Consider the following 537-nt stretch of genomic DNA (forward strand, 5'->3'; position numbering starts at 1 on the left):
AATTAGTTAAATGATATGCAGTTTTTAGAGTATTAACTCTACTTTAATTATAAGATATAAAAAAATGTCGAAAATTAAAGTTAAAAAGTGTTGACATTATATTTTAAAAATGTTAATATAATACTTGTCCAAGAAATGGATAACAACAAAATAAACACTAATCTGGTTATTATAGCAAAGAGGATACACCTGTTCCCGTTCCGAACACAGAAGTTAAGCTCTTTAGCGCCGATGGTACTTGGGGGGCAACCTCCTGGGAGAGTAGGACGTAGCCAGGTGATGTGCCGAAGTGGCGGAACTGGCAGACGCACAGGACTTAAAATCCTGCGGGACTTACCTCCCGTACCGGTTCGATTCCGGTCTTCGGCACCATAATTTATTAGGACCATTAGCTCAGTTGGTTAGAGCGCCCGGCTCATAACCGGTAGGTCCGGGGTTCGAGTCCCTGATGGTCCACCATAATAAATTCCCAATTAAGAACTTTGAAAATTAAACAGTAGGTTAATTTATAGAATTTGAAACAACCAAACAAAGCCA

At 39.3% G+C, this 537-nt stretch carries 2 tRNA genes and 1 rRNA gene; all 3 read left to right on the forward strand.

Annotation, left to right across the window (positions count from 1 at the left end):
• The first annotated feature begins 161 nt into the window (after nucleotides 1–161).
• The 3 genes from rrf (at nucleotide 162) to ACI48P_RS22230 (ending at nucleotide 459) form a co-directional block, all read left to right on the forward strand.
• Nucleotides 162–278, forward strand: a 5S ribosomal RNA gene (gene rrf, locus ACI48P_RS22220).
• A gap of 5 nt (nucleotides 279–283) precedes the next feature.
• Nucleotides 284–372: transfer RNA gene (locus tag ACI48P_RS22225), tRNA-Leu, on the forward strand.
• A gap of 10 nt (nucleotides 373–382) precedes the next feature.
• Nucleotides 383–459 (forward strand) — tRNA-Ile (locus ACI48P_RS22230).
• The last annotated feature ends 78 nt before the right edge of the window (nucleotides 460–537 follow it).

The organism is Romboutsia sp. LXY-2, assembly GCF_056171995.1.